Genomic DNA, 23747 nt, shown 5'->3' with positions numbered 1-23747 from the left:
GTGCATCTGGGGTGGGTGGGGGATCTTCCCCACCCACCCCAGACCACGCGTGCTGTGAGCGAAGAAAGTGTTCCTCCCATGACAGATTCCCTCCTTTCCATACGCGACTTCTCCGTCGTGTACGACGTGGATCCGCCGGTCGCGGCGGTGAAGAACGTCACCATCGACATCAAGCGCGGCGAGATCGTCGGGCTGGCCGGAGAGAGCGGGAGTGGGAAGACCACGCTCGCATACGGTGTGCAGCGCCTGCTCAAGCCGCCGGCGGTGATCACGAGCGGCAGCGTCGTCTTCCACGACGCCGACGGAGACGACATCGACATCAACACCCTCGATGCTGAGGCGATGCGGCAGTTCCGCTGGGACAAGATCTCGATGGTCTTCCAAGGGGCGATGAACGCCCTCAATCCGGTCATGACGATCGGCTCGCAGCTGGACGACGTGTTCCTCGTGCACCGTCCCGAGATGAATCGCTCGGAGCGGCGTGCGGCCGTCATCGAGCTGCTCGAGATCGTCAAGGTGGGCGGACAGCGGATCCGCTCCTATCCTCACGAGCTGTCCGGTGGCATGCGCCAGCGCGTGATGATCGCCATGGCTCTCGCGCTGCGCCCTCAGCTGATGGTCATGGACGAGCCGACGACCGCCCTCGACGTGCTCGTGCAACGCGAGATCCTCAAGCAGATCTCTCAGCTCCGCCATGAATTCGGGTTCTCGGTGATCTTCATCACCCACGACCTGCCGCTGCTGCTCGAGATCAGCGACCGCATCGCGATCATGCGCGAGGGTGAGATCGTCGAAACCGCCACCTCCGAGCAGCTCTGGTCCGACCCAGAGCACGAGTACACCCGGAGCCTGCTCCGTTCGTTCCCACGCCTCACCGGCGAGAAGGGAGTGGTGGTCCGATGACCACTCTCGAGTTCAAGAACGTCACGAAGATCTACAACGTCCGCGGTTCCGGCCAACTCAAGGCCCTCGACGACGTGAGCTTCACTCTGCGCTCGCACCAGACGATCGGCCTCGTCGGCCAGTCAGGCAGCGGCAAGTCCACGATCGCGAAGATCCTCACGCAGCTGGAGACTCCCACTCGCGGCGAGGTCCTGCTCGACGGCGCCCCTATCCCCCGCAGCGGCGCTGGCCTGCGAAGGTACCGCCAGCAGCTTCGGATGGTGTTCCAGGATCCCTTCGCGTCCCTGAATCCCTCGCACTCCATCCGCCACCACATCGAGCGGCCGTTGCGACTGGACAAGGTGGTGCCCCGCCAGGAGATCGACGACGAGGTGCGCCGCCTGCTGCTGCGCGTGCGTCTGGATCCGGATTCGGTGATGGAGCGCCGCCCGCACGAACTGTCAGGCGGCCAGCGGCAGCGCGTGGCCATCGCGCGCGCACTGGCATCCCGTCCCGCACTGCTGGTGGCCGACGAACCGGTCTCGATGCTCGACGTGTCGATTCGACTCGGAGTGCTGAACCTGCTCGCCGACCTCCAGCGCGAGGAGGGGCTCGGAGTGCTCTACATCACTCACGACCTCGCCACGGCCCGCCACTTCAGCGACGAGATCATGGTGCTCAATCAGGGCAAGGTCGTCGAGCGCGGAACGGCCGACGACGTCATCCTTCGTCCGCAGGACCCTTACACGCAGGAACTGCGTGCGGCTTCACCCGATCCGGAGGAATTCTTCCGCAACCGGTCGGTACAGACTCTCGGAGGTGCGCGATGAGCGCCGACCTGTCAACCGGCCACCACGATCCCGAGACGGCGGCATCCACGGACGGCCAATCGCTCGTCACGTTGCCGGTCGACCAGCCGCCGGCAGAGACGTTGCCGGTCGATCCCACGCTCGTCGGCACGACCGCGACCAAGGCGGAGCGCGCCGGACGTCGCCTGCCGTGGCGATTCCTCGGCGGCCGCGTGCTGTTCTACGCCTTCACCGCGTGGGCGGCCATCACCATCAACTTCTTCATCCCGCGGATGATGAAGGGCGATGCGGTGCAGGCCTACATGGCGCAGAGCCGAGGTCTGCTGCAGCCTGAGGCGGAGAAGGCGCTGCGGATCCAGTTCGGCCTCGACAACTCGTCGTCGCTGTGGGAGCAGTACCTGCACTACTGGAACATGCTGTTGCACGGCGACCTGGGCGTCTCGATCTCGAGCGGCATGGCGCCGGTGGCCGACGTGATCGGGGCGGCCCTGCCTTGGACGCTCTGTCTCGTCGGGTTCGCGACCATCATCTCGTTCGTCGTCGGCACCGTCCTCGGGGCCATCGTCGGCTGGCGGCGCGGCGGGCGACTCGACCTGCTCGTCCCGGTCACGACCTTTCTGGGCACTGTGCCCTACTTCTGGCTCGGACTGATCTTCATCGCGGTCTTCGCGTCCCTCCTCGGCTGGTTCCCGGCCGGGCACGCGTACGAGCTCGGCGTGACACCGGGGTGGAACATCGAGTTCATCGGCGACGTGGTCGCCCACGCAGCACTCCCAGCGCTCACCATCGTGATCGCGTCGGTCGGCGGCTGGGTGCTCGGGATGCGCAACATGATGCTCACGGTCCTCGATGAGGACTACGTCACAGTGGCGCAGGCCAAGGGGATGCCGGACAAGCGCGTGCTCTGGCGTTACGCGGCGCGCAACGCCGTCCTGCCGCAGATCCAGAGCTTCGCCCTCGCCCTCGGGTTCATCGTGGGAGGCACGCTCGTGATGGAGATGGTGTTCTCGTACCCCGGCATCGGACTGCTGTTGCTCAACGCGACCAACGCGAAGGACTACGCCCTGATGCAGGGGATCTTCCTCGTGCTGGTCCTGGCCGTACTGGCCGCCAACATCCTGGCGGACATCGCGTACGCCATCCTCGACCCCCGCGTACGCGAGACGGAAGCCTGAACATGAATGCACCTGAAGAGAAGTCGTCGACGCTGGTTCGCCCTGCCGGCGCCGGCGCACCGGAGACCGCGAGCGTTCTCACGGCCACCCTGCCGACCGTCAGGAAGAAGACGTTCCGGAGTCAGCTGAAGACATCCCTGGCGATGTTCCGCAATCCGAAGTCGACGGCCGGACTCATCATCCTCGGAGTCTTCGTGCTCGTGGCCATCTTCGCGCCGTGGATCGCGCCGTACGACCCGACGACGCAGAACCTGGAGGAGACCCTCCAGCCGCCGTCGCTCGATCATCTGCTCGGAACGACTCACATCGGCGAGGACATCTTCAGCCAGCTCGTCTACGGAACCCGGGGCGTGCTCGTGGTCGGGTTCCTCGCGACGATCATGGCCACTGTCATGGCGATCGTGGTCGGCGTGACGGCCGGCTACCTGCGCGGCTGGAAGAGTGAATCACTCTCGGCGCTGTCGAACGTGTTCCTCGTTCTGCCCGCGCTGCCGCTGATGATCATCATCGCCTCGCAGTTCCAGGACCCTCCCCTCTGGCTCATCGCTGCCGTGCTGGGACTGACTGGATGGGCTTGGGGTGCACGAGTCCTGCGCGCCCAGACGATGTCGCTGCGCAACCGCGACTTCATCCAGGCCGCGCGCGCCAACGGCGAACCGCTGCACCGCATCATCCTGGTCGAGATGCTGCCCAACCTGTTGGCGATCATCGCATCGAGTTTCGTCGGTACGATGACGGCCGCGGTTCTCGGCCTCACCACCCTCGCGTTCATCGGCGTCATCCCGGTGTCGAACCTGAACTGGGGAACCATCCTGTTCTGGGCGCAGCAGAACAACGCCTTCCCGGACTACTGGTGGTGGTACGTGCCTGCCGGACTGTGCATCGCGCTTCTGGGTGTTGCGCTCTCGCTGATCAACTTCGGCATCGACGAGTACGTGAACCCCCGGCTCCGCTCGGCCGGCGAGCGCGCTCGCGCCATGAAGAAGAAGGGCATGGACGTGAACGCCGCCGTCACCCAGGTGCGCACGGACGTCGTCGTCCCGAGTGGCGACTCCGGCCGACCCGCGGCGGGAGGATCCAGCGCATGACCTCGACCCAGACCGTGAGCATCGAGCACGCGCAGAAGGTCCTCCCCTATCAGGATCCATCCCTGACCACCGCGGAGCGCGTCTCCGACCTCCTCGGGCGCATGACCGTCGAGGAGAAGGTCGGGCAGATGCTCCAGCTCGACGCGCGCGACGACCTGGATGACATCGTCGTGCATCGCCGTGCCGGTTCGATCCTGCACACCTCTCCGGAACGGATCCTCGAGGCGAACCGGCTCTCCGCCGGAACCCGCCTGCGCATCCCTCTGCTCGTCGCCGAGGACTGCATCCACGGGCACTCGTTCTGGCCCGGCGCGACGATCTATCCGACGCAGCTCGGCATGGCCGCAGCGTGGGACGCGGACCTCATGGAGCGGGTCGCGCGAGCGACCGCGGAGGAGGTCGCCGTCACCGGCGTGCACTGGACGTTCTCACCGGTGCTGTGCATAGCCCGGGACCTGCGCTGGGGTCGCATCAATGAGACCTTCGGTGAGGATCCGTTCCTCATCGGCGAGCTCGCAAGCGCCATGGTGCGCGGCTACCAGGGCGATGGGCTGGATGATCCGACCGCGATCCTCGCGACGGCCAAGCACTTCGCCGGGTACTCGGAGACGCAGGGCGGGCGGGATGCGAGCGAAGCCGACATCTCGCAGCGCAAGCTGCGCAGCTGGTTCCTCCCCGCGTTCGAGCGGGTCGCCCGCGAGGGATGCCGCAGCTTCATGCTCGGCTACCAGAGCATGGACGGCGTGCCCATCACGGTCAACGACTGGCTGTTGAACGACGTGCTCCGTGGCGAGTGGGGATACACCGGAACCCTCGTCACAGACTGGGACAACGTCGGCCGCATGGTCTGGGAGCAGAAGCTCCACGAGGACTACGCCCACGCCGCCGCCGCTGCTGTCAAGGCGGGCAACGACATGGTGATGGCCACGCCGAAGTTCTTCGAAGGGGCATTGGACGCGGTCGCGCGTGGCCTCCTCGCCGAGGATGCCTTCGATGAAGCCGCGGCGCGAATCCTGACCCTCAAGTTCGACCTCGGACTCTTCGAGAACCCGCGCCTTCCCATCGACGGCCTCGACGACGTGGTCGGCAGCGCCGAGCACGCGGAGCTGAACCTCGAGGTGGCACGCCGCTCGATCGTCTTGCTCGAGAACGACGGAATCCTGCCGCTACGGGCTGCAGATCCCGTGCGCGTGGCTGTGGTGGGCCCGCTCGCCGACGATGCGCAGACCCAGCTCGGCGACTGGGCCGGTGGATCCGGCCAGGCTGGCTGGCTGGACGGTCAGCCGCGCGAGATGATCACGACCGTGCTCGATGGATTCCATCAGATCGACGGCTGGACCGTCCGTCACGCACGCGGAGCCGACATCCTCACGCTCGAGAACGACCCGCAGGGATCCCTGTTTCCGGACGGACAGCCGCGGCCGCAGATCGTCGTGCCGTGTGCCCCCGACCAGGAGCTCCTCGACGAGGCCATCACGGCCGCGGAGAACTCCGATGTCGTGGTTGCCGTCGTCGGCGACCGCATCGAGCTCGTGGGCGAGGGTCGCTCCACGGCGACCCTCGAGCTGATCGGCGGGCAGATCGCGCTGCTCGAGGCCATGATCGCGACCGGCAGGCCCGTCGTCGTGGTGCTGCTGGCGTCGAAGCCGCTCGTCCTGCCGCCCTCGGTGGCCCAGGCCGCCGCCGTGATCTGGGCGGCGAATCCGGGCATGCTCGGCGGTCAGGCGATCGCCGAGATCGTCGCCGGCCGGGTCGAGCCGTCAGGGCGGCTGCCGATCTCGTTCGCACGGCATGCCGGTCAGCAGCCGACGTACTACAACCAGATCCGTGGTCAGCACGGTGACCGGTATGCGGACCTCACCATGGCGCCCGCGTGGGCGTTCGGTGAGGGCCTCTCGTACACCACCGTGGAGTACGCCGACCTGCGCCTGGCAGATCCCGTGCTCAGTAGGGGCGACACCATCGTCGCGGAGGTGACGGTGACGAACACCGGCGAACGCTCGGTGCTGGAGACCGTGCAGGTGTACGTGCGCGACTGCGTCACGAGCGTCAGCTGGACCGACAAGGAGCTGAAGGGCTACAGCAAGGTCCACCTCGCCCCGGGCGACTCGACCCGTGTGCGGATCGAACTGCCGGTCGCCGAGTGCACCATCGTCGACTCCGCCGGACACCGCCTCGTCGAGCAGGGAGATTTCGATCTGCTGGTCGGACCATCCTCCGTCGACGAGGCGCTGTTAGCCGCACGGTTCACCGTCTGGGACGAGGACTGACGAGCTGGCCGCCCGGCTCAGACTGGGACCGGCATCCGTCCGGCTTCTTCGTCGAACTCAGGTGAGTTGGTCCTGCTTCGCCTTCACCGGGATGAGCAGGAGCAGCCCGACCAGCAGCACCAGCACGATGCCCAGGATGCCCCAGTACTGCTCGCCGCCGATGGTCACGAACAGGGCGAACGCTGTGGGAGCGAGGAAGGTCGCCGCGCGGCCCGTCGTGGCGTAGAGGCCGAAGACCTCGCCCTCACGGCCAGCGGGGATGAGGCGTGACAGGAACGTGCGGCTGGCCGACTGCGCCGGGCCAACGAACAGGCAGAGCATGAGGCCGAAGATCCAGAAGACGACGGTGCCGCCGTCGTGCAGCAGGAACACCAGCGAGCCGGAGATCACGAGCCCGACGAGCGCCGTGATGATGACCGGCTTCGCGCCGAGCCTGTCGTCGAGGTAGCCGACGCTGATCGTCGAGATGCCGGCCACGACGTTCGCGGCGATGGCGAAGATGATCACGTCGCCGGGGGAGAAGCCGAAGGTGCCCGCCGCCAGCACGCCGCCGAAGGTGAAGACGCCGGTGAGTCCGTCGCGGAAGACGGCGCTCGCCAGCAGGAAGTACACCGTCTGGCGGCTGGTCTTCCACAGGCGGGCGATGTCCTTGCCGAGAACGGCATACGACTGGATGAAGCCGACCCGGGCGCGCTTGGCGGCATCCGTCACCGGAAGTTCGGGAATCGCGAACAGCACGGGCAGTGCGAAGACGGCGAACCACAGGGCGGCGATCACCATCGAGACGCGCACGGCCAGGCCGTCATCGCCTGTGACGCCGAACAGCCCCACCTCGGGCTTGATGAAGCCGAAGTAGACGATGAGCAGCAGCACGATGCCGCCGATGTAGCCCATGCCCCACCCGAACCCACTGACACGGCCCACCGTCTTCGGGGTCGAGATCTGGGCGAGCATCGCGTTGTAGTTGACGCCGGCGATCTCGAAGAACACCGTGCCGACGGCCAGCAGGATGAGCCCGAGCAGCAGGTAGTCGGGGCTCGGCTGCACCAGGAACATCAGCGCCAGACAGGCCACCACCACGGCGGTGTTCACCGCGAGCCACAGCTTGCGGCGCCCGGAGGTGTCCGAGCGCTGCCCGGTGACCGGCGCGATCAGCAGCACCACGATGCCCGCGAGCCCGAGCGCCCAACCGAGCTGGGCCGACACCGCGGCCTCTTCGCCGAATGCCTGTCCGGTGAGGTAGACGGTGAAGACGAAGGTGGTGGCGACGGCGTTGAACGCCGCCGATCCCCAGTCCCACAGGCCCCACGCGAGGACCTGTCCTCGGGTGGTCTGCGGATCGGCAACGGTGCTGGTCATGCGCTCAGGCTAGCGCCGCGTGGTGAACGACACGCTGCATCCCGGTGGCGGAATACGAGCGGCGGATGCCGGCGGCCTGCGTGCCGCCGGCCGGCGGGATCCGTGCGGCGGCATCCTGTCCCGGGCATGCGTCACCGGCATGCGTCACCACAGTTCGGCGACGAGCTCGGCGAAGAACGACTCCGCGTCCCTGTCGAGGCCGTGCCGACTGAACCAGGTGCACACGTTCGCGACGTCGCGGTGCAGGAAGTCCAGGCCGCTCGGGTTGGCTGCCACGTCGACGAGCTGCGGCAGGTCGATGACGACGACCCGGCCCTGATGCACCAGCAGGTTGTACGCGGAGAGGTCGCCGTGGGCGACGCCCGCCCTGGCGAAGGAGCGCATGATCTCGAACGTCTGGTCGAAGAGCGGCTCGAGTTCGTCGCGCCGGGCCCGCACCTGGGCGAGCCGGGGCGCCGCAGTACGTCCGTCGCCGATGAACTCCATGAGTACCTCGGTGGAGTTCACCTGCACGGGGTAGGGAACCGGGACCCCGGCCTCGTGAGCGCGGCAGAGCGCCTCGAACTCGGCGAAGGCCCACCGGCCCGATGCGACGCCGCGACCGTAGGAGGATCCACGCGCGATGGCACGGGTGTCGCGGGTGTTCCGCATCCGTCGCCCCTCCTGATACTGCGCCGAGCGGTGGAAGTCGCTGGTCTCGAGCCCGCGGTAGCGCTTGGCGGCGAGCAGGCAGCTGGGTCCGGATCTGCCGGTTCCGTCATCGGGCACTCCGCGCTCGATGAGGAACACGTCGCCCTCCTTGCCCGTCTTCACGACGCCGAGCTCGGTGTCGAATGCGGCGGCACTGGTGACGAGCCACGACGGATGCGGCTGCGGGCCGCGCTCAGACGGGGTGATGGATGGCCACGTCGACCAGCGTTGACCCTCACCGGGCTCGGCGAGGCTGAAGGCGCCGTCGAAGTCGTCGAAGCCGCTGACTGCTGCGGTACGTGAGGGGGCGGGCGTGGGCGTGGGGGTGGCGAGCGTGGATGTTGCGCGTGCCGGGGTACTGAAAGGGGTGTCGAAAGACAAGGTGATGTTCTCCGGATGAGACGGAGGCCACCGGATGTCCGCGCCACGTGAGACGCAGGGCGGGTGCTAGCGGATGACCTCGATGAAGGGGGAGTGAGCAGGTGTCACTGAGAAGACGGCCATGCGATATCACTCCCTTCGGTCTCCGGTGCATCGGATGCGCGAACGCGCGCGCTCAGCATATGCCCGCGGGCGCCGTGCGGGCAATGCCCGCCCGGGGGCCCGAGCGCCGCCCGCCGGCGCTGCACTTGCGGCTGGTGCCAGTTGAGCATGCCGACCACTACTGCGTCGCATCCGCTGTCATCGGGTCCAGCCGCGGGAGCGCAGTGCGCGATCTAGGCGGGCGAGGGCTTCGCGTTCGCTCGTGTGCCTGACCACCCGGATGACGATCCAACCGTCCTCGGAGAAGTCGTTGAGGCGCTTCACATCGGTGGCGAACTGGCCACCGTCGAGCCGATGCTGCTCGCCGTCGTACTCCAGGAGGATCTTGTACTTCCGGTAGACGAGATCGCCGTGCGTTCGACGACCGGATGAGAGGACGATGAGTCCGTTGAGCTCGGCGTCGGGATATCCGGCGCGTAGCGTCGCGAGCCTCAGCAACGTTTCGCGTGGTGACGCCGACCACTCGCGTATGTGAGGCCGGGCGTCGGCAATCCGCCGCGCTCCGGGTCGGCGGCCGAATCGCTCGATCGCGGTGTCGAGATCATCAAGGGTGGCCAGAGGATGCGGCCAGCCCACGAGTCCGTCACCTGCGACGATGGCCTCATCGAGGTCGAGACTGGAGACCATCTGGCACCAGGCGTCGCATGGCGACACTACGCGGAGTCCGTTCTGGACACCGAGAGCGACGCCGGGAAGACCGCGATGGCCGATGATGCCGCGCATACGCGGTGGCTGGCTGCCAGGGTGGGCGCTCACGTGGAGCGCAGTATCCGTCTCGACCCGCCGAGGGACAGCAAGACCCCACAACCGTGCAGCGGTCGCGTGACTGAAGTACTGGGGTGACGGCATGCGCACCGCGTAGGCCTGGCACAACCGGACAAGGGACGGTGGCTGGGCGGAGGTTCTCACCCCACGAAACGGCGACCAGAGGTCGCTCGCACGGGTCCGGGATCGAGAGACTCCCGCAGCATCAGCCTGCGCGGTGGTGAAGGGATGGCCCGCGAGCGTCGGCGGGAGATGGGCGGGGTGGCGCATCGATCCACCATCGTCGGTGTGTCGGTTCTGCGACCAAGTCCGCGGCCGGCGGTGAATCGCGTCCGTTCCACGGTCCCTGTGGAGGAAGCGTGATGACGAACTGCGCAGCACTTGAGGTCGCTATCGAGCGCCGATTCCAACCACTACTGCTGCGCCGAGCGGCGGGCGTGTGGAGCCCGTCATCATTGCAGCACGGTGACGGATGCCGCCAGCTTCGGATCGCTGACGTACACGAGGTAGCCGTCGGCGTAGACGAATCCGCCGTCGACATCGGGCGCGCCCTCGTCGGGCAGGGCGATGAAGCCGGGCCGGCTCGCGTCATCCTCGGTGGCGCCCTGAGCGATGAGGTCACCGCGCTTGGCCTGCCACAGCGCTTCGGGAATCGCGACGACACCGCCCCGGATGTCGGGCGACCCGTCCGGCGCGGTCCAGGCGCACCAGGTGCCGCCGGCGGCAGCGGCCTCGGCCATGACGTCTGGCCACGTCGACGTGGGGTCCGGCACGTAGCCCTGGTCGACAAGAGCGACAGTCTGCTCCTCGGTCAGGAACGTCTCGCAGCCCGGGGCGTAGATGGGTGATTCGGTCCCGAACGCGGACTGGTCTCGCGGGGCGACGGGCGACGACGAAGCCGGCGACGACGTCGAGGGCCCGAAGGTCGGCGTCGGGTTCGGGGAGTCGGATGCGGCATCCGATGGTGCCGGCGATCCTCCGGCGCACCCGCTGAGCGCGAGCGCGAGCGCGGCGGCGATGGCCACGGTGGCGGGCAGTGCAACGAGGGCGGTGGGCGTCCGGGTCGGCATGGCGCCATCGTAGGCAGCCGAGATCACGATTGGCCGGGAATGGCGGGGATCGTGCTGCAAGCGATATCCGTTCGACTCCGGCCGCCGCCTGACGGCCGCGAAATCGGCGCATGGTCAGGGCTTCGACAACGAGTCAAGCTGAGAGTTGAGTGGGTCCGACTCAACTTTGGCCACTTCGGCTTGACACCCTTTCGCCCCAGTGGAACACTTGAGTCATCAAGGCTCAAGTCTTGATGTACAGACTTCGGATCGCTCTCACGAGCCTGCCGAAGGGCAGGCCGCAAGGCCGAACCACAGGCCGCGGCATCACAAGCGGCAGAAGGAGAAACACACATGTCACGTGCAGTAGGTATCGACCTCGGAACCACCAACTCGGTCGTCAGCGTCCTCGAGGGTGGCGAGCCCAAGGTCATCGCGAACGCCGAGGGCTTCCGCACCACCCCGTCGGTGGTCGCGTACACGAAGGACGGCGAGGTGCTCGTCGGCGAGACCGCCAAGCGCCAGGCCGTGACCAACGTCGACCGCACCATCTCCAGCGTCAAGCGCCACATGGGCACCGACTGGAAGACCGACATCGACGGCAAGAAGTACACCGCGCAGGAGATCTCCTCGCGCATCCTCTCCAAGCTCAAGCGCGACGCGGAGCAGTACCTGGGCGACACGGTGACGGATGCCGTCATCACGGTTCCCGCTTACTTCAACGACGCCGAGCGCCAGGCCACCAAGGAGGCTGGCGAGATCGCGGGCCTCAACGTGCTTCGCATCATCAACGAGCCGACCGCCGCTGCCCTGGCGTACGGCCTCGACCGCGGCAAGGAGGACGAGCTGATCCTCGTCTTCGACCTCGGTGGTGGAACCTTCGACGTCTCCCTCCTCGAGGTGGGCAAGGACGACGACTTCTCGACCATCCAGGTGCGTGCCACCGCCGGTGACAACCGCCTCGGTGGAGACGACTGGGACCAGCGCATCGTCGACTGGCTGATCAAGCGCTTCAAGGACTCCACCGGCGTCGACGTCTCGAACGACAAGATCGCCAAGCAGCGCCTGAAGGAGGCTGCAGAGCAGGCCAAGAAGGAGCTCAGCTCCTCCATGAAGGCCACCATCCAGCTCCCGTACCTCTCGCTCACCGAGAACGGCCCGGCCAACCTCGACGAGACGCTCACCCGCGCCGAGTTCGAGAACATGACGACCGACCTGCTCGACCGCACGAAGAAGCCCTTCGAGGACGTCATCCGCGAGGCCGGCGTGAAGCTCTCCGACATCGCGCATGTCGTGCTAGTCGGTGGATCGACCCGTATGCCCGCCGTCTCCGACCTCGTGAAGAAGGAGACCGGCCAGGAGCCCAACAAGGGCGTCAACCCCGATGAGGTCGTCGCCGTGGGCGCCGCCCTCCAGGCCGGCGTTCTCAAGGGTGAGCGCAAGGACGTGCTGCTCATCGACGTCACCCCCCTCAGCCTCGGCATCGAGACCAAGGGCGGCATCATGACCAAGCTCATCGAGCGCAACACGGCCATTCCGACCAAGCGCAGCGAGACCTTCACCACGGCCGACGACAACCAGCCGTCCGTGGCCATCCAGGTCTTCCAGGGCGAGCGCGAGTTCACCCGCGACAACAAGCCGCTCGGCACCTTCGAGCTCACCGGCATCGCTCCGGCTCCCCGGGGCGTTCCGCAGGTCGAGGTCACCTTCGACATCGACGCCAACGGCATCGTGCACGTGTCCGCGAAGGACAAGGGCACCGGCACCGAGCAGTCGATGACCATCACGGGCGGCTCCTCGCTGCCCAAGGAGGACATCGAGCGCATGGTGCGTGAGGCGGAGGAGAACGCCGCAGACGACAAGAAGCGTCGTGAGTCCGCCGAGACCCGCAACTCCGCCGAGCAGCTCGTCTACTCGATCGAGAAGCTCATCAAGGACAACGAGGAGAAGCTCCCCGAGGACGTCAAGTCCGAGGTGCAGGGCGACGTCGACGCCCTCAAGAGCGCCCTCGCCGGCGATGACGACGAGGCCGTGAAGACCGCCTTCGACAAGCTCAACGCGTCGCAGGGCAAGCTCGGAGAGGCCATCTACTCGCAGTCGCAGGCTGCTCCGGATGCCGCTCCCGCCGACGGTGCAGAGCAGCCTGCCGCATCCGATGAGGATGTCGTGGACGCCGAGGTCGTCGACGACGAGGAGCAGAAGTAACCATGGCCGACGATCGGGACAACGAGAACACGGCTCCTGAGCCTGTCGACGGCCCCGAGCAGTCCCAGACCGACGGGGCGTCCGCACAGGACGCCCCCGAGGCTGGACTGTCGGGGGCCGATGTCGAGGAAGGCTTCGAGGGCCCTGATGTCGAGACGAGCCTCTCGGATGCCGACCTGAGTTTCCTCTCGGGCCAGTCGTCCGCCGAGGAACTCGCTGAACAGCACCTCACCGACCTCAAGCGGGTCACCGCCGAGTACGCGAACTACCGCAAGCGCACCGACGCGAACCGCGAGGTCGAGCGCGAGCGCTCCATGGGAGAGGTCGTCAAGATCCTCCTCCCCGTGCTCGACGACCTCGACCGTGCCGAGAAGCACGGTGACCTCGAGGGCGAGTCTGCGTTCTCGACCATCGCGTCGAAGCTGCGGACATCCGTCGAGCGACTCGGACTCACCCCATTCGGAACCGTCGGCGACCTGTTCGACCCGAACATCCACGAGGCGATCTTCCAGCAGCCGACCGACGAGGTGGAGACTGACACTGTCGCCGACGTCGTCGAGACCGGCTACTACCTGGGTTCCTCCATGCTTCGCGCGGCCAAGGTCGTCGTGAAGGTTCCGGCCTAGGCCCAGAACCTCAGAAGGGAGCCAGATGGCCAGCCAGGACTGGTTCGACAAGGACTTCTACAAGGTTCTCGGCGTCTCGAAGGATGTGACGCAGGCCGACCTGAAGAAGACCTACCGCAAGCTCGCCCGCAAGTACCACCCCGATTCCAACCCGGGGAACGCTGCGGCGGAGGCGAAGTTCAAGGAGATCAGCGAGGCGAACTCGGTGCTCTCCGACCCCGAGCAGCGCAAGGAGTACGACGCCGTGCGCGCGATGGGCGGCGGTGCCCGCTTCACAGCAGGAGGCGCCGGCGGTCAGGGTGGCTTCGAGGACGTCTTCGGCGGCATGTTCGGCGGTGGAGCGCGCGGTCAGCAGTACAGTCAGCAGACCCAGTTCGACGACCTGCTGGGCGGCATGTTCGGTGGTCAGGGTGGCCGGTTCGGACAGTCGACCGGCGGGTATCGCGGCTTCGGCGGCCCGACGCCCGGACGCGACGTCTCGGCGTCGACGACCCTGGACTTCCAGACGGCTGTCACGGGCGAGACCATCACCCTGCAGACATCGGCCGGTCGGGAGATCAAGGTCAAGATCCCGGCCGGTGTCTCCGACGGGCAGAAGATCCGGCTGCGCGGCAAGGGCGAGCCGTCGCCCGACGGCGGGGCGGCCGGTGACCTCATCCTCACGGTCGCCGTGCGCAAGCACCCCGTCTTCGAGCGCGACGGCCTCAACCTCCGCGTGACGGTGCCCGTGACCTTCGTGGAGGCCGCCCTCGGCGCCACGATCGAGGTGCCGACCCTCGGTGGGGACATCGTGAAGCTGCGCGTGGCTCCGGGAACCCCCGGCGGCCGTGTGCTGCGCGTGAAGGGTCGTGGCGTCTCCACGACGAAGGGCACGGGCGACCTTCTCGCCGTCGTGCAGATCGCCGTGCCGTCGCACCTCTCCAAGGAGGCGCAGGAGGCCGTCGAAGCTCTCGCCGCCGCTCTCCCCTCGGAGAATCCGCGTGACGAGTTGCTGGCGCGAGCCCGGGGTTGACGGGCGGTCTGCGGATGAATGAGCACAGCGCCATCTTCGGCATCTCGGTTGCCGCCGAGCTCGCCGGCATGCATCCGCAGACCCTGCGTCAGTACGACAGGCTCGGACTGGTGTCTCCGTCGCGCACCTCGGGCCAGTCACGTCGCTACTCGATGCACGATGTCGTCCAGCTGCGCGAGATCGCCCGGCTGAGCGCCGAGGGAGTGAGCCTCGAGGGCATCAAGCGGGTGCTCGAACTGGAGAACCAGGTCGTCACCCTCACCGAACGGGTGCACGAACTCGAAGCGGCACTCGCCGATGAGATGCTCCAGCGTCCGGGGCGTCGGGTGTTCGCCGCGGGGTCGAAGGGCGACGTCATCTCGTTGAAGGCCGGAACCCGCGTGCGGCGCTCCACCCAACTCGTGGTCTGGCGGCCGCTGGAGCAGAGCGAGTAGTCCCGCGAGCGCAGCGAGCAGGCGGGCCCCGCTGATCGAGTAGCCCGCGAGCGAAGCGAGCAGGCGTATCGAGATCACTCCGCGAATCCGAACGGTGGTCTCGATACGTGACCTCGCTCCGCTCGGGCACTACTCGACCAGCGGGAGCGCTCGGGCGCGTAGCCTTGGCACATGTTCGAGTTCGAGTCCCTCCGCCGGTTCCCCGACGTCGAGGCGCCGAACCTGTTCGCCTCCGACGCGGCCGACAGGCTCATCATCGACGAGGCCGGCCCGGCGCTGCTCGACGCAGCACCCGGATCCGTCGTGGTCATCGGCGACGACTACGGAGCGCTCACCCTCGGTGCCGCGGCGCTCTACGAGGTGACGGGCATCCGCACCCACCAGGATGACCTCTCGGGCGAACTGGCTCTGGCCAACAACGCGACCGCCGCCGACCTCGCCGACGTCTACTCCGCGCACGGACTCGACGAGCAGCTGCTGAGCGGCGCCTCCATCGTGCTGCTGCGGCTGCCGCGCGGCCTCGACGCCCTCGACGAGATCGCGGAGGCCATCGCGCGCTTCGCCGAACCCGACGTGCGCGTCGTGGCCGGCGGTCGCCTCAAGCACATGACACCCGCGCAGAACGATGTGCTGCTGCGCCATTTCGGCCGCGTCGACGTGAGTCTCGCGCGCCAGAAGTCGCGCGTGCTGCTCGCCACGGAGCTCCGCCGGAGCGCCGAGGGCACCCCGCCGGCGCCGCCCCGCTGGCCGCGCCGCAGTCACGACGACGCCCTCGACCTCGAGATCGTGGCCCACGCTGCCGCCTTCGCCGGGGCATCCGTCGACATGGGAACGCGGATGCTGCTCGGCCACCTGGGTCAGGCTGCACCGGATGCCACGAGCGTGATCGACCTCGGATGCGGCACGGGGGTGCTGGGCACAGCGCTGGCGCTCCGCCGCCCCGAAATCCGTGTCATCGCGACCGACCAGTCCTCGGCTGCCGTGGCATCGACCCGCGAGACCGCAGAGGCCAACGGCGTCGCCGACCGCGTTAGCGTCGTGCGCGACGACGGGCTCAGCCGGCAGGCCGATGCCAGCGCCGAGTTCATCGTGCTCAACCCGCCGTTCCACATCGGCGCCACAGTGCACACCGGCCTCGCGCACAAGCTGTTCGCCGACGCCGGACGAGTGCTGGCGCCCGGGGGCGAGCTCTGGACGGTCTGGAACACGCACCTCGGCTATCGATCGGCGCTCACCAGCCTCGTCGGGCCCACCCGTCAGGTGGCGCGCAACGACAAGTTCACCGTGACGGTCTCGACCCGCCTGTGACCCTGCCTGTTCGGGTCGCGTCGAGACGGGGCCTGGCGACTCGGGGCTCAGTGACACGGGCTTCAGCGACACCGGCCTCAGTGACACCGCCCGCCCTGCCGATGCGCCAGAGCTCCCTCACGGTCCATCCGAGCAGCACGACGAGCAGCAGGTTGCGCACGCCGAGCACGGACGCGGCCCACGGATCCAGATCGATGAGCTCGAGGTAGAACAGCGGGAACACCAGTGTGGTGGCAGCGGCGATCACCGTCAGCAGGACGGCCGGAACCCTCCAGGCTCGTCCGAGCTGTGCGATGCCGACCACCACGATGGGCGCGAGCCACAGCATGTACTGGGGAGAGCCCACCTTGTCGAACACGATGAACGCCGTCGCCAGCGCGAGGGCGCCCGTGAGGAGCAGGCGGGTCTCGCCGGCTGGCCGTGACCTCTGGTGCGCCCAGCCGATCACAACGGCGATCGCAGCGACGGCGACCAGCATCACGCCGGTGCCGTTCTCGAGAATCCAGATGTCCCCGGGTCCGCTCACCTCACGCGTCTCGAGCGCCCAGTCCTGGTAGACCTCGGCGCCGGGAACGTGGGCGATGGCCATCCACAGCCAGGGGGTCCCGAGCACCGACTCGAGCTGCAGATGTCGGCTGCCCTGGGTCGTCAGGAAGCTCGCGACATGGGTGATCCCTCCGGCGGCGACCGCGGTCGCGACGATGACGAGAGAGGTGAGCGCCGCCGAGATCGCGATGACCCGCCGTCGCCCGGAGGAGATCACGGCGGCGAGCACAACCGCGGCGGGCCACACCTTGATCCAGGCGGCGGCGGAGAGCAGTGCGGCGGCGAGCCGCGGCCGCGTCCCCAGTAGCACCAGCGCGACGATCACCATCGGTCCGGTGAATCCCTCGAGCCGCAGCAGTGCCACGGGGCTGAGCAGCAGCAGGACGCCGAGCCACCACCACGCAGCCGGGTAGGCGCTGCGCCGCCTGCCGGCATCCGTCAGCACCCAGAGCGAGACGCCGTTCGCCGCGGTGAGCAGCAGGAACCAGACCAGTTGATAGGGGCCGGCTCCGAAGACGGCCGGCAGCACGACGGGCACGAGGGCGCCCACCGGGTAGACCCAGTCGCTGTCGATGCCGACCCAGACGCCGTGATCGACGACGTGCATGGCCCACTGGCGGTAGAGCGGAAGGTCGCCGGCGACGGCGCCGGCCAGCATGAGCGGGAGCAGCCACGCGAGGAAAGCCAGGTGCAGCAGCACGAACGCGATCACCAGGGCCCGACGAGACCGCACCAGGCGTCGAGGGAGGAGCCGCCACTGGATGCCGCGGCTCCGGCCGAGGTCGGCCGGGAGTAGAAGAGTGGCGGGCACCTGCGCACGCTATGCCCGAACTCTGCATCCGGGATGGGCGTTTGCTTGGATCCTCCTATGACACGGCATCCGGATATCACCGCGCAAGCCGGATGCGCCCCGCTGCCGTTCGTGGGACGCTTGATGGGATGCCCGACACACTGGAACAGATCGACACCCGCCTCGAGGGCCAGCTGCGCGATGCCCTCGCGACGCCGTGGGTGACCATCGTCTGGAACGACCCGGTCAACCTCATGAACTACGTCGCCTACGTGTTCCGCAGCTACTTCGGCTACTCGGCCGCCGAGGCCGACCGCCTCATGCTGCTGGTGCACAACGAGGGCCGCGCCACAGTGGCCAGCGGCAATCGCGAGCAGATGGAGCGGCACGTGGCCGCCATGCACGGCTACGGGCTGCAGGCGTCCGTGGCCAGGGAAGACGCATGACGAGCGTTCAGCTGACGGATGCCGGCCGCATCCGCATCGACTTCGAACCCGACGAGGCCACGATGCTGGCCGATCTCGCCGCACAGATCGCCGACCTCATCACCGATGCCCCTCAGGACAGTGCGTTCACGCGACTGTTTCCTCCGGCGTACCGCGACGACTCGGCTGCGGCGGCCGAGTTCGAGCGCTTCGAGAAGGCCGGCCTCGCCGAGGGCAAGGTCAACGCCGCCCGCGCAGTGCACGCTGCGGCATCCGTCGGCGAACTCGATCCGGGCGAGATCGTCGAGGTCGAACTCGACGACGACGATGTCTGGCCGTGGCTCACCCACCTCACCGACGTGCGCACGGTTCTGGCCGACAGGCTCGGCATCGAGGACGACGACAGCGAGATCGAGCCCGACGACGAGCTGCTCACCCTGCTGCCGCTCTACGACTGGCTGGGGTGGCTGCAGGGTGCGATCATCGCCGCCCTGGAGTCGCTCGAGCTCGAGGGCGATGCCGAGGGTGGGGCGGCCGACTAGCTCTCGCGTCGCGTCAGCACGAAGACCGGGATGAGCCTGTCGGTCTTCTTCTGGTACTCGGCGTAGTCGGGCCAGGCCGCCACCGAGCGCTCCCACCAGGCCGCGTACTCCTCGCCGGAGACCTCGCGGGCGTCGTAGTCGTGCTTCTCGGCGCCGTCCTGCAGCTCGACATGCGGGTCGGCCTTGAGGTTGTGGTACCAGACCGGGTGCTTCGGGGCTCCCCCGAGCGAGGCGACGACGGCGTACTCCCCGTCGTGCTCCACACGCATGAGCGGTGTCTTCCGGAGCTTGCCCGACTTGGCGCCGCGGCTGGTGAGCACGATGATCGGCTTGCCGCGCATGGTGTTGTGCTTCGCGCCGTTCGAGGCCTCGAAGCCCTCGACCTGCTTGCGCGCGAAGTCTGCGCTTCCGTGTTCGTATTCGCCTTCGAGCGGCATCCGTCGTCCCCTGTCTGTTGAGAGTGCTGCACATCCACCCTGCCACGTCGTGGCGCGGCATCCACCCCGCCAGTACTGTCGAGAGAGGTCGCGGACGCGCCGCGATCGCTCCGCACCGCCCGTCGAAGGGACGCAATGCAGAAGCCGCTCGTGGGCCTGAATCGCAGCAACATCGTGCGAGAACTCACGGCCGGCGTGACTCTGCTGGCCATCGCGATCCCGTTGAACATCGGCTACGCGCAGATCGCCGGACTCCCACCGACGGCCGGGCTCTACGCCCTGGTCCTGCCGGCCGTGGTGTACGCCCTGACGGTCTCGTCGCGCCAGGTGGTGGCGTCCCCGGATGCCGCTGCAGCAGCACTCGTCGCCTCGTCGATCGGCGGACTCGCCGTCGCTGGCAGCGCCGACTACCTCACCCTCGCCCTGGCGCAGGCGATCCTCTGCGGGTTCATGTTCCTCGCCCTCGCCTGGTTCAAGCTCGGGTTCCTCGCCAACTTCCTGTCGAAGCCCATCCTCGTGGGCTTCGTCGGCGGCCTGGCGCTCGACATCCTGGTCAGCCAGATCGCCAAGATGCTGGGGGTGAAGATCGACTCGGGTGGGGAATTCGTCGACAAGGTCGTCGGTCTCGTGACCGGCATGGGCACGATGAACGCCTGGTCGTTGCTCATCTCGCTGCTCGCGCTGGCCGTGCTGATTCTCGGAAAGCGCTTCGCCCGCTCCGTGCCGTGGGCGCTCGTCGTGCTGATCCTCGCGACCGTCGCCGTGGTGGTCGGCGGACTCGACGACGCCGGTGTCGCCGTGCTCGGACCGGTCGAGGCGGGGCCGCCCACCCTCACCTGGCCGGTGATCGAGTGGACCACCTGGCTCGCCCTCATCCCGTCGGCCATGGCGCTCACTCTGGTGACCACCGCCGAGGGGCTGCTGGTCTCCCGTTCCTACGGCGAGAAGCACCGCTACGCCACCTCACCCAACCGCGACCTGTTCGCCTTCGGTGCGGCCAACATCGCCGCCGGCGCCTCGGGCGGCTTCTCGGTCGGCTCATCGACGTCGCGTACGGCGGCCATGGACCAGGCGGGGTCTCGCACGCAGCTTCCGTCGCTCGTGATGGCCGCCGGGACCGTGCTGCTCCTGGTCTTCGGCACCGCATTGCTGGCCGACATCCCATCGCCGGCGATCGGTGCCATCGTCGCCTTCGCCGTGGTTCCCCTGCTCGGCATCCGCGAATTCCGCGCACTCTGGAGGATCGACCGCTTCGAGTTCATGATCGGCGCGGTGTGCTTCCTCGTCACGCTCTTCATCGGATCGATCCCGGGCATCCTCGTCGCCTTCGTGCTCGCTCTCGTCAATCTGGCCCAGCGCGCCTCCCACCCGGCCATCGACGTGCTCGCCGCGGATGGCGATCCCGCGAGCTCCCTGCTCGACGAGGCTCCGAGCGGTGCCGTGACCGCGCCAGGCGTGATCGTGGTGCGACTGTCGGCTCCGCTGTTCTTCGCCAACGGGTCCGTCTTCGGCGACGCCGTGAAGGTGGCCGTCTCAGCGGTGCCGTCCGGCGGCGTGCACCACCTCGTCGTCGACATGGAAGCCGTGACCGATGTCGACGTCACCGGAGCCGAGGCCTTCGAAGCTCTGTCGGACTGGCTCGACTCGCAGGGTGTCGAGCTCGCCTTCAGTCGCATGAGACCGGATGCGCATGCGCGGCTCGTGAAGCTCGGCATCTTGCACCAGCAGCCCGTCTTCGCGACGAATCGCGCGGCCATCGCCGCCCTCGCGGACGCTGTGCGCTAGCGTCGAGCCGAGGGGCGCCGGCACTCGTCGAGCCCCCGCGGTCGACGGAGGAACACGCATGGGCAGTGTCATCGGGGACATCCTTCCCCTCGCGCTCGGAATCGCCATCAGCCCGATCCCGATCATCGCCGCCATCCTCATGCTGCTCTCCCCCCGAGCCAAGAGCACCGGCGTCGGGTTCCTGCTCGGGTGGATTCTCGGCATCGTCGTCGCCGTCGTGGTGTTCGAACTGCTGGCCGCGATCATCCCGGCCAGCGATCCGGATGCCGCGAAGCCGGTTGCGGGCGTCATCAAGCTGCTCCTCGGTCTGGCCCTGCTCTTCCTCGCCTGGCGCCAGTGGAGGTCGCGCCCCCGGGACGGAGCCGAGGCGGTGCTGCCCAAGTGGATGGCCGCCATCGACACGATGACCACCACCCGTGGCTTCATCCTCGGGTTCGTGCTCGCCGCGGTGAACCCCAAGAACCTGCTCATGGCCGTCGGGGCCGGCGTCACCATCGGAACGGCCGGCCTCGAGATCGGCGAGATCGTCGTCGTCACCATCGTCTTCGTGATCATCGCCGCCATCACAGTGGCGCTGCCCGTGATCGCGTACCTGGCGGCATCGTCGAAGATGGCGGCACCCCTCGAAGCACTGCGCGCTTGGCTGGTGCAGAACAACGCCACGGTGATGGCCGTTCTGCTGCTCGTGATCGGCGTCGTGATGATCGGCAAGGGTATCGGCAGCTTCTAGGGCGACATCCGAAAGTCCCGATCCGGCCCGAAATAACGCGACACTCGTGGAATACATCGCCGCGCGATAAAGTTGATATAAGCAGACTCAACTTATCGATTGGAACTGCCATGGCGAACATGCAGGGCGCGCCGAGCTCTCAGGAGGAGCAGAAGTCGGCGCTGGAACAGTACGGCATCGACCTCACGGCCATCGCGGCGGCCGGCAAGCTCGACCCCGTGATCGGACGGGACGCCGAGATCCGGCGCGTCAGCCAGGTGCTGACTCGTCGCACGAAGAACAACCCCGTGCTCATCGGCGAGCCGGGCGTCGGAAAGACCGCTGTCGTCGAGGGCCTCGCCCAGCGCATCGTCGCGGGAGACGTCGCCGAGTCGCTGAAGAACAAGCGACTCGTCTCGCTCGACATCTCGGCCCTCGTCGCCGGTGCGATGTACCGCGGCCAGTTCGAGGAGCGCCTGAAGGCCGTGCTCAAAGAGATCAACGACGCCGCCGGTGAGATCATCACCTTCGTCGACGAGCTGCACCTGCTCATGGGCGCCGGAGGCGGAGAGGGCTCCGTCGCGGCGTCGAACATGCTGAAGCCCATGCTGGCTCGCGGCGAGCTGCGCCTCATCGGAGCCACGACCCTCAACGAGTACCGCGAGTACATCGAGAAGGACGCCGCGCTCGAACGGCGCTTCCAGCAGGTGTACGTCGGCGAGCCATCCGTCGAGGACACCGTCGCCATCCTGCGAGGACTGAAGGGTCGGTACGAGGCCCATCACGGTGTCACGATCACGGATGCCGCCCTCGTCGCCGCGGCATCCCTCAGCAATCGCTACATCTCGGCCAGGCAGCTGCCCGACAAGGCCATCGACCTCGTCGACGAGGCCATGAGCCGGCTCAAGATGGAGATCGACTCGTCGCCCGTGGAGATCGACCAGCTCAAGCGCGCCGTCGACCGGATGCGGCTCGAGGAGCTCGCGCTCAAGAAGGAGAAGGACGACGCCTCGAAGGCGCGCCTGGCCAAGCTCCGCGACGAGCTCGTCGAGAAGGAGCACGAACTGCTCGGCCTCGAGGAGCGATGGACGCGGGAGCGCGCATCGCTCAACCGTGTCGGCGACCTCAAGAAGCAGCTCGACGAGGCGTACACCGCCCGTGACCGCGCCATGCGCGAGGCGAACTACGCCGAGGCGTCACGGCTGGAGTACACCACCATCAAGGAGTTGCAGGAGCACCTGCTGGCAGCAGAGCAGGCCGAGAGCGCTCCGGACGAGGAGCGGATGGTCAACGAGCAGGTGACCGAGGAGGACATCGCCGCCGTGATCGCGGCCTGGACGGGCATTCCCGTCGGCCGCCTGCTTCAGGGCGAGACCGAGAAGCTACTGCACCTCGAGAGCGAGCTGGGTCGTCGTCTCATCGGGCAGAAGCCCGCCGTCGCCGCGGTGGCGGATGCCGTCCGCCGGTCGCGCGCCGGCATCAGCGACCCGAACCGGCCCACGGGCTCCTTCCTGTTCCTCGGCCCGACGGGTGTCGGCAAGACCGAGCTGGCCAAGGCGCTCGCCGACTTCCTGTTCGATGACGAGCGTGCCATGGTGCGCATCGACATGTCGGAGTACGGCGAGAAGCACAGCGTCTCGCGACTCGTCGGTGCCCCTCCCGGCTACATCGGCTACGAGCAGGGCGGCCAGCTGACCGAGGCCGTGCGGCGTCGGCCGTACTCGGTCATCCTGCTCGACGAGGTGGAGAAGGCGCATCCGGAGGTCTTCGACATCCTCCTGCAGGTGCTCGACGACGGCAGGCTCACCGACGGTCAGGGTCGCACCGTCGACTTCCGCAACGTCATCCTCGTGCTCACCTCGAACCTCGGGTCGCAGATCCTCATCGACCCGTCCATCGAGTGGGAGGAGAAGGAGCGCGCCGTGCAACAGCTCGTGCGCCAGGCCTTCAAGCCGGAGTTCGTCAACCGCCTCGACGACATCGTGGTGTTCTCCGCGCTGTCGCAGGACGAGCTGGCAGAGATCGTGAACCTCTACATCGACAGGTTGTCGACGAGGTTGGGCGAGCGTCGCCTGCAGCTCGGAGTGACTCCGGATGCCCGGGCGTGGCTGGCCGAACGCGGCTACGACCCGATCTACGGAGCTCGGCCGCTCCGCCGTCTCATGCAGCACGAGATCGACGACAGGCTGGCCCGGGCGCTGCTGGGCGGCGTGATCCGCGACGGCGACAGCGTGCTGGTCGGCCTCGCCGACGACGGGGAGTCCCTGACGGTCGAACGCGCCGAGGCGTAGTCGCTGC

The 23747-nt window shown here is 67.8% G+C and carries 21 protein-coding genes; 15 read left to right on the top strand and 6 right to left on the bottom strand.

Annotated features, from left to right (window positions below; translation table 11 throughout):
* Nucleotides 1–78 precede the first annotated feature (78 nt).
* From ASC59_RS12440 to ASC59_RS12420, 5 genes are read left to right on the top strand one after another with little or no spacing between them, the layout of a single operon-like run.
* Nucleotides 79–903 (top strand): ABC transporter ATP-binding protein, encoded by an 825-nt coding sequence (locus ASC59_RS12440; RefSeq protein WP_055823605.1) that lies wholly within the window; start codon nucleotides 79–81, stop codon nucleotides 901–903.
* Nucleotides 900–1712: an ABC transporter ATP-binding protein gene (locus ASC59_RS12435; RefSeq protein WP_055823603.1), complete on the top strand. Its 813-nt coding sequence runs from the start codon at nucleotides 900–902 to the stop codon at nucleotides 1710–1712. The genes ASC59_RS12440 and ASC59_RS12435 overlap by 4 nt, the downstream gene beginning before the upstream one ends.
* Nucleotides 1709–2866, top strand: a complete 1158-nt coding sequence (locus tag ASC59_RS12430; protein ID WP_082513657.1) for an ABC transporter permease — start codon at nucleotides 1709–1711, stop codon at nucleotides 2864–2866. Before ASC59_RS12435 ends, ASC59_RS12430 begins: the two co-directional genes overlap by 4 nt.
* 2 nt (nucleotides 2867–2868) lie before the next feature.
* Entirely contained in the window at nucleotides 2869–3954 is a 1086-nt protein-coding gene (locus ASC59_RS12425) for an ABC transporter permease (protein ID WP_055823600.1), read from the top strand.
* A complete protein-coding gene (locus tag ASC59_RS12420; protein ID WP_055823597.1) occupies nucleotides 3951–6224 on the top strand; it encodes a glycoside hydrolase family 3 N-terminal domain-containing protein in 2274 nt (757 codons plus the stop codon). The genes ASC59_RS12425 and ASC59_RS12420 overlap by 4 nt, the downstream gene beginning before the upstream one ends.
* Nucleotides 6225–6281: 57 nt before the next feature.
* Here ASC59_RS12420 and ASC59_RS12415 read toward each other — a convergent pair whose 3' ends face one another.
* The 4 genes from ASC59_RS12415 to ASC59_RS12400 all read right to left on the bottom strand — a co-directional run bounded on the left by ASC59_RS12415 (nucleotide 6282) and on the right by ASC59_RS12400 (nucleotide 10651).
* Nucleotides 6282–7583: an MFS transporter gene (locus tag ASC59_RS12415; protein WP_055823595.1), complete on the bottom strand. Its 1302-nt coding sequence runs from the start codon at nucleotides 7581–7583 to the stop codon at nucleotides 6282–6284.
* Between the two features lie 144 nt (nucleotides 7584–7727).
* On the bottom strand, nucleotides 7728–8654 hold the full coding sequence (locus tag ASC59_RS12410) for a serine protein kinase RIO (protein ID WP_200942395.1): 927 nt from the start codon (nucleotides 8652–8654) through the stop codon (nucleotides 7728–7730).
* A gap of 300 nt (nucleotides 8655–8954) precedes the next feature.
* Nucleotides 8955–9539, bottom strand: coding sequence for a hypothetical protein (locus tag ASC59_RS12405; protein WP_055823592.1), 585 nt, complete (start codon nucleotides 9537–9539; stop codon nucleotides 8955–8957).
* A gap of 494 nt (nucleotides 9540–10033) precedes the next feature.
* Nucleotides 10034–10651 carry a hypothetical protein gene (locus tag ASC59_RS12400; RefSeq protein WP_157488130.1) on the bottom strand — a complete coding sequence of 206 codons (618 nt, stop codon included), beginning with the start codon at nucleotides 10649–10651 and terminating at the stop codon, nucleotides 10034–10036.
* A 333-nt stretch (nucleotides 10652–10984) separates the two neighbouring features.
* Between ASC59_RS12400 and dnaK the strand changes: the two genes are divergently transcribed.
* The 5 genes from dnaK (at nucleotide 10985) to ASC59_RS12375 (ending at nucleotide 16215) form a co-directional block, all read left to right on the top strand.
* The gene (gene dnaK, locus ASC59_RS12395; RefSeq protein ID WP_055823583.1) at nucleotides 10985–12835 is read left to right on the top strand and encodes a molecular chaperone DnaK; all 1851 of its coding nucleotides are present in this window, start codon (nucleotides 10985–10987) and stop codon (nucleotides 12833–12835) included.
* 2 nt (nucleotides 12836–12837) lie between these two features.
* Nucleotides 12838–13461: a nucleotide exchange factor GrpE gene (locus ASC59_RS12390; RefSeq protein ID WP_055823580.1), complete on the top strand. Its 624-nt coding sequence runs from the start codon at nucleotides 12838–12840 to the stop codon at nucleotides 13459–13461.
* Nucleotides 13462–13486: 25 nt separating this feature from the next.
* A complete protein-coding gene (locus ASC59_RS12385) occupies nucleotides 13487–14473 on the top strand; it encodes a DnaJ C-terminal domain-containing protein (RefSeq protein ID WP_055823578.1) in 987 nt (328 codons plus the stop codon).
* A 14-nt stretch (nucleotides 14474–14487) separates the two neighbouring features.
* The gene (locus ASC59_RS12380) at nucleotides 14488–14907 is read left to right on the top strand and encodes a heat shock protein transcriptional repressor HspR (RefSeq protein ID WP_055823575.1); all 420 of its coding nucleotides are present in this window, start codon (nucleotides 14488–14490) and stop codon (nucleotides 14905–14907) included.
* Between the two features lie 171 nt (nucleotides 14908–15078).
* A complete protein-coding gene (locus tag ASC59_RS12375; RefSeq protein WP_055823572.1) occupies nucleotides 15079–16215 on the top strand; it encodes a class I SAM-dependent methyltransferase in 1137 nt (378 codons plus the stop codon).
* On the opposite strand, the gene ASC59_RS12370 is transcribed toward ASC59_RS12375, so the two are convergent.
* A complete protein-coding gene (locus ASC59_RS12370; protein WP_157488128.1) occupies nucleotides 16187–17572 on the bottom strand; it encodes a glycosyltransferase 87 family protein in 1386 nt (461 codons plus the stop codon). The two genes, ASC59_RS12375 and ASC59_RS12370, sit on opposite strands and share 29 nt — an antisense overlap.
* Before the next feature lie 128 nt (nucleotides 17573–17700).
* Here ASC59_RS12370 and clpS point away from each other — a divergent pair, with 128 nt between their 5' ends.
* Complete coding sequence (gene clpS, locus ASC59_RS12365; RefSeq protein WP_055823566.1) at nucleotides 17701–17997, top strand: ATP-dependent Clp protease adapter ClpS; 297 nt, start codon at nucleotides 17701–17703, stop codon at nucleotides 17995–17997.
* Complete coding sequence (locus tag ASC59_RS12360) at nucleotides 17994–18518, top strand: DUF2017 family protein (RefSeq protein ID WP_055823563.1); 525 nt, start codon at nucleotides 17994–17996, stop codon at nucleotides 18516–18518. Before clpS ends, ASC59_RS12360 begins: the two co-directional genes overlap by 4 nt.
* On the opposite strand, the gene ASC59_RS12355 is transcribed toward ASC59_RS12360, so the two are convergent.
* Nucleotides 18515–18955, bottom strand: a complete 441-nt coding sequence (locus tag ASC59_RS12355; protein ID WP_055823561.1) for a nitroreductase family deazaflavin-dependent oxidoreductase — start codon at nucleotides 18953–18955, stop codon at nucleotides 18515–18517. The two genes, ASC59_RS12360 and ASC59_RS12355, sit on opposite strands and share 4 nt — an antisense overlap.
* 135 nt (nucleotides 18956–19090) lie before the next feature.
* On the opposite strand from ASC59_RS12355, the gene ASC59_RS12350 reads away from it, so the two are divergent.
* From ASC59_RS12350 to ASC59_RS12340, 3 genes are all read left to right on the top strand, one after another.
* The gene (locus ASC59_RS12350; RefSeq protein WP_055823558.1) at nucleotides 19091–20740 is read left to right on the top strand and encodes a SulP family inorganic anion transporter; all 1650 of its coding nucleotides are present in this window, start codon (nucleotides 19091–19093) and stop codon (nucleotides 20738–20740) included.
* Nucleotides 20741–20798: 58 nt separating this feature from the next.
* Nucleotides 20799–21470: a GAP family protein gene (locus ASC59_RS12345; RefSeq protein WP_055823555.1), complete on the top strand. Its 672-nt coding sequence runs from the start codon at nucleotides 20799–20801 to the stop codon at nucleotides 21468–21470.
* Nucleotides 21471–21580: 110 nt separating this feature from the next.
* On the top strand, nucleotides 21581–23740 hold the full coding sequence (locus tag ASC59_RS12340; RefSeq protein WP_082513656.1) for an ATP-dependent Clp protease ATP-binding subunit: 2160 nt from the start codon (nucleotides 21581–21583) through the stop codon (nucleotides 23738–23740).
* Nucleotides 23741–23747 lie beyond the last annotated feature (7 nt).

It is taken from the genome of Leifsonia sp. Root1293, assembly GCF_001425325.1.
Taxonomy (GTDB): domain Bacteria; phylum Actinomycetota; class Actinomycetes; order Actinomycetales; family Microbacteriaceae; genus Orlajensenia.
This window is presented reverse-complemented; position numbering and strand designations above follow the sequence as displayed.

Excerpts from the sequence above, each read along its gene's own strand:
- ASC59_RS12440 (WP_055823605.1), top strand. The coding sequence starts at position 79 with ATGACAGATTCCCTCCTTTCCATACGCGACTTCTCCGTCGTGTACGAC.
- ASC59_RS12435 (WP_055823603.1), top strand. The coding sequence starts at position 900 with ATGACCACTCTCGAGTTCAAGAACGTCACGAAGATCTACAACGTCCGC.
- ASC59_RS12430 (WP_082513657.1), top strand. The coding sequence starts at position 1,709 with ATGAGCGCCGACCTGTCAACCGGCCACCACGATCCCGAGACGGCGGCA.
- ASC59_RS12425 (WP_055823600.1), top strand. The coding sequence starts at position 2,869 with ATGAATGCACCTGAAGAGAAGTCGTCGACGCTGGTTCGCCCTGCCGGC.
- ASC59_RS12420 (WP_055823597.1), top strand. The coding sequence starts at position 3,951 with ATGACCTCGACCCAGACCGTGAGCATCGAGCACGCGCAGAAGGTCCTC.
- ASC59_RS12415 (WP_055823595.1), bottom strand. The coding sequence starts at position 7,583 with ATGACCAGCACCGTTGCCGATCCGCAGACCACCCGAGGACAGGTCCTC.
- ASC59_RS12405 (WP_055823592.1), bottom strand. The coding sequence starts at position 9,539 with ATGCGCGGCATCATCGGCCATCGCGGTCTTCCCGGCGTCGCTCTCGGT.
- ASC59_RS12400 (WP_157488130.1), bottom strand. The coding sequence starts at position 10,651 with ATGCCGACCCGGACGCCCACCGCCCTCGTTGCACTGCCCGCCACCGTG.
- dnaK (WP_055823583.1), top strand. The coding sequence starts at position 10,985 with ATGTCACGTGCAGTAGGTATCGACCTCGGAACCACCAACTCGGTCGTC.
- ASC59_RS12390 (WP_055823580.1), top strand. The coding sequence starts at position 12,838 with ATGGCCGACGATCGGGACAACGAGAACACGGCTCCTGAGCCTGTCGAC.
- ASC59_RS12385 (WP_055823578.1), top strand. The coding sequence starts at position 13,487 with ATGGCCAGCCAGGACTGGTTCGACAAGGACTTCTACAAGGTTCTCGGC.
- ASC59_RS12380 (WP_055823575.1), top strand. The coding sequence starts at position 14,488 with ATGAATGAGCACAGCGCCATCTTCGGCATCTCGGTTGCCGCCGAGCTC.
- ASC59_RS12375 (WP_055823572.1), top strand. The coding sequence starts at position 15,079 with ATGTTCGAGTTCGAGTCCCTCCGCCGGTTCCCCGACGTCGAGGCGCCG.
- clpS (WP_055823566.1), top strand. The coding sequence starts at position 17,701 with ATGCCCGACACACTGGAACAGATCGACACCCGCCTCGAGGGCCAGCTG.
- ASC59_RS12360 (WP_055823563.1), top strand. The coding sequence starts at position 17,994 with ATGACGAGCGTTCAGCTGACGGATGCCGGCCGCATCCGCATCGACTTC.
- ASC59_RS12355 (WP_055823561.1), bottom strand. The coding sequence starts at position 18,955 with ATGCCGCTCGAAGGCGAATACGAACACGGAAGCGCAGACTTCGCGCGC.
- ASC59_RS12350 (WP_055823558.1), top strand. The coding sequence starts at position 19,091 with ATGCAGAAGCCGCTCGTGGGCCTGAATCGCAGCAACATCGTGCGAGAA.
- ASC59_RS12345 (WP_055823555.1), top strand. The coding sequence starts at position 20,799 with ATGGGCAGTGTCATCGGGGACATCCTTCCCCTCGCGCTCGGAATCGCC.
- ASC59_RS12340 (WP_082513656.1), top strand. The coding sequence starts at position 21,581 with ATGGCGAACATGCAGGGCGCGCCGAGCTCTCAGGAGGAGCAGAAGTCG.